This window comes from Mucilaginibacter sp., from assembly GCF_036383575.1.
In the GTDB taxonomy this organism is placed as follows: domain Bacteria; phylum Bacteroidota; class Bacteroidia; order Sphingobacteriales; family Sphingobacteriaceae; genus Mucilaginibacter.
The window spans coordinates 1-3666 of record NZ_DASVOB010000740.1 but is presented as its reverse complement, the minus strand read 5'-3'; the positions used below and the strand labels follow the sequence as shown (position 1 = coordinate 3666).

Sequence of the window (3666 nt, the reverse complement as noted above, 5' to 3'; positions counted from 1 at the left end):
TTGGTTTTAACCAGTCGAACACGAAATACCGTTATGACGATTTCAGGAACGTAAAGGTTGGTATCTACAACATCAGCAATAGCCTGATAGTAAGGTTCCCTAAAAAAATTGTTTGGGAAACCAAACAGGATTTTAATTATAACGGCCAGGTGGCGGCAGGATTTAAAAAAGGCGTTAATGTAGTGAGTTCGTCGCTCGCCCTGCAAATGCTTAAAAAAGACCGCGGGGAATCGAAGTTGTCTGTTTATGACATCTTTAACCAAAACGTGAGCGTGTACCGTTACATTAACTCCAACTCGGTTAGCGATGTGCAAAACAATACATTGAAACGATATTTTATGGTTACTTACAGCATTAAGTTTAATAAACTAATCACTAAATAAAAGCAGAAGCATTAGCATAAAACAGAGGGGCTGCATCAAAATTCAAAAGATGCAGCCCCTGTTTTTTTACGGAGCTTTTCTGTAACTTTCTTTATCAAGGGATCGTCTTACTTACAATCAAAATGCCTATCATGATGAGTACCAGGACCTCCCTTTTTTTAGCTGCCGCTATCACATTAACATTTAGCCTGCCTGGCCGCGCCGAGGCGCAGGACATGCCCGGCAAACGCGACTCAATCAAATCAGTTGTATTAAATGAGAAACGCGTTATCCAGGTAATACTGCCCGATGGCTATAAAGCAGGTTCAACAACTAAATATGATGTATTGTACATCATTGACGACTGGAATATAAAGTTAGGGCGCGATATACAGCATTTTATCGTGGATGAGCACACCATGCCGCCAATGATAATAGTTGGCGTGTTGAATACCGACCGGAATAAGGATTTTTTGCCGACCCATAATAATGGGAATGGAACATCTGGCGGGGCGGATAAATTCCTGAAATTTTTCAAGGACGAGTTGATACCATATGTTGATAAAACCTATCCTTCCGATGGGGATAATACACTTTTCGGCCACTCTTTCGGCGGCGTGTTTGTTACTTACGCTTTACTGAACGAGCCGCAGCTTTTCAGCAATTATATTGCCGGCGACCCAAGCTATTGGTGGGATAATGGTGTTATGCTTAAACAGGTTAAAGAGAAATTACCTTCGCTTGCCAACAAAGGGAAGTCGCTTTATATCGGCGGTCGTGAAGGACAGGGCATGAAGGAGATGAACATTAACGCTATGGATAGCCTGTTGAAAAAAGACGCACCGGCGGGTTTTGAATGGGTGGTAAAAGCGTATCCAAAGGAATCGCATGGTACCGTGAGGTTGAAAAACATGTATGATGGCCTGAGGTTTGCCTATAACGACTATGGCGGTAAGCCGCTGGAGTTTCACCCATCCCGTGGGATCGTGCTTAAGGATAAGCCAATAAAGATCTGGTACTTTGATGATACAACAAAAGTGCATTATACATTCGATGGCTCGCAGCCCTCAATGACATCGCCAGTTGTAAGGCCCGAAATGGAGTTATCAGGCCCCGCAAATGTTACTGTACGGAAAATTGCGGGCCGCTCTAAATTTGACAAAGCCGCCACCGGAGAATTTACAGAGGGCACTTATCTGCCCACAACGCGGCTCAAAAAAAACTACAAGCCCGGCGGCTTTCACTACACTTATTACGAAGGCCAATGGGATAAGCTGCCCGACTTTAAGACTTTAAAACCGGTTAAAGAAGGCATAGCCGATAGTACCTTCAGCATCAATAAACTCCCCCGCCAAAACAACTTCGGCGTAGTGCTGGATGGGCAATTTGAAGTTAAAGATGATGGTTATTACATTTTTGGATTAGGAAGTGACGATGGCAGTAAAGTGTACCTGAATAATAAGCCCATAATTGACCTGGATGGTTTGCACGATGGCGATATTGAGCGGTCATATATCGTCCCTCTGAAAAAAGGGTTTTATCCATTACGGATAGAATACTTTCAAAAAGAAGGTGGCCGTAAGCTTGATCTGGTGTATGTAACCCCCGATAATATCGCCAAAAAGAAAATAACGCCAATTCCTTACGCATTGCAATACGGCCCCAGATAGGGTGCCTGCCTTAGAGGCTGTTAAACGCATCACATGTGTCTCCCGCATGGAAATTCCTGAAGCTAATGATTATGAAGCGGCTTGTTCTATGGGAGGCGCATGGGACGCGGCTCTACATAAAAACTTCTCCAACAAACTTCAAACAGTTTGTTGGACATACAGAGCCTCAATACAGGGCGAAGAAGATGATTTGTTGCTACCCATGCCATGATTAAATTGGAGTCATGCTGAGTGTTTAAATCCTGCGAAATCTGAAGGTGAAATGACCAAAAAGGGCCTTTCAGTCTGAGCCTGTCCAAGCATGGTGGATAGGCCTCTGCGCGCAACCCTTCGAAAAGCTCAGGGTGACAGCCTCTGTTTGCACAATGACACAATTTTCAACAACCGTCACCCCCAAGTCAAACTCCCCCTTTAGGGCGATAGGGAGCCAAACATTTAATTCCATCTCCTGTATTCTCTACATGCGTAAAATACTATTGCTCCTTGTTCTTATATCCAAAAGCATTGCGGCCCATGCCCAGTCTGATACCCTTTCCATCACACTCGAAAATGTAAAGTACCCATACCCGGTAAACTTTATGCCGATAAAGGCTGAAGGGCAGGACATCCGCATGGCCTATATGGATGCAAAACCGGCTACGCCAAATGGCAAAACCATCGTGCTTTTCCATGGCAAAAACTTTGGCGGATATTACTGGAAAGATGTAATTAAACTATTAACCGATAAAGGGTACCGGGTAATAGTGCCCGATCAAATAGGGTTTGGTAAATCATCAAAAGCGTTTATTCATTACAGCTTTCATCAATTGGCAAGGTTTAACAAAAACCTACTGGATAGTTTAGGGATCCAAAAGATCACCTTAATGGGGCATTCCATGGGCGGGATGCTGGCTACCCGCTTTACACTTATGTACCCAAACACAGTTGAAAAATTGCTGCTTGAAGACCCCATCGGCTTAGAGGATTACCGCACCTTCGTGCCTTATGCAAATGCCGAAGATGATTACAAAGCTGAGTTGAAAACCAGCTACGAAAGCGTTAAGAAGTACTATCAAGCATCCTACTTCACTACCTGGAAACCCGAATATGATTATTTGGTAAACATTGGAGCCGGAGTAAGTAAAAGTGCCGATTTCCCGCGCTATGCTAAAGTTGCGGCGCTCACCTTTGAAATGATCTATGAACAGCCCGTTTGTTATGGGTTCGGGCTCATAAAAGTGCCAGCGGTATTATTCATAGGCAAAGAGGATAAAACCATAGTGGGCAAGGCCTTGTTAAGCGATGAAGAAAAAGCCAAACACGGTCAGTATAAAATATTAGGCCCTGAAACGGCTAAAAAGATCCCTGGCTGCAAGCTTATTGAGTTTGACAATTGCGGGCATATCCCTCATATTGAAGCAAAAGAGGCTTTTTTTAAGGCGCTTACAGCTAATTTATAATTTAGGGATTTTGAGTATTTTTGGTAACCTTACTAATATATAAAACACGCGTCATTGCGAGGCACGAAGCAATCCCAAACTATACAGGGCGGCTCTGCCCGGTTGCTCTGCTAATCGGGGATTGCTTCGTGCCTCGCAATGACGTAAAAGAGAGTCAAACACTGTGCAACTATCTGTAAATTCATTATCCCAACT

At 43.7% G+C, this 3666-nt stretch carries 2 protein-coding genes and 1 pseudogene; all 3 read left to right on the top strand.

Annotated features, from left to right (window positions below; translation table 11 throughout):
- Window positions 1–383, top strand: a pseudogene (locus VF500_RS26595) (TonB-dependent receptor); the annotation flags it as partial.
- Window positions 384–514: 131 nt separating this feature from the next.
- The gene (locus VF500_RS26590; RefSeq protein ID WP_330862567.1) at window positions 515–2032 is read left to right on the top strand and encodes an alpha/beta hydrolase-fold protein; all 1518 of its coding nucleotides are present in this window, start codon (window positions 515–517) and stop codon (window positions 2030–2032) included.
- 461 nt (window positions 2033–2493) lie between these two features.
- Window positions 2494–3471, top strand: coding sequence for an alpha/beta hydrolase (locus VF500_RS26585; RefSeq protein ID WP_330862566.1), 978 nt, complete (start codon window positions 2494–2496; stop codon window positions 3469–3471).
- Window positions 3472–3666 lie beyond the last annotated feature (195 nt).

What these genes read in the sequence shown, in the direction of transcription:
- VF500_RS26590 (WP_330862567.1), top strand. Translation starts at nt 515, where the DNA reads ATGATGAGTACCAGGACCTCCCTTTTTTTAGCTGCCGCTATCACATTA.
- VF500_RS26585 (WP_330862566.1), top strand. Translation starts at nt 2,494, where the DNA reads ATGCGTAAAATACTATTGCTCCTTGTTCTTATATCCAAAAGCATTGCG.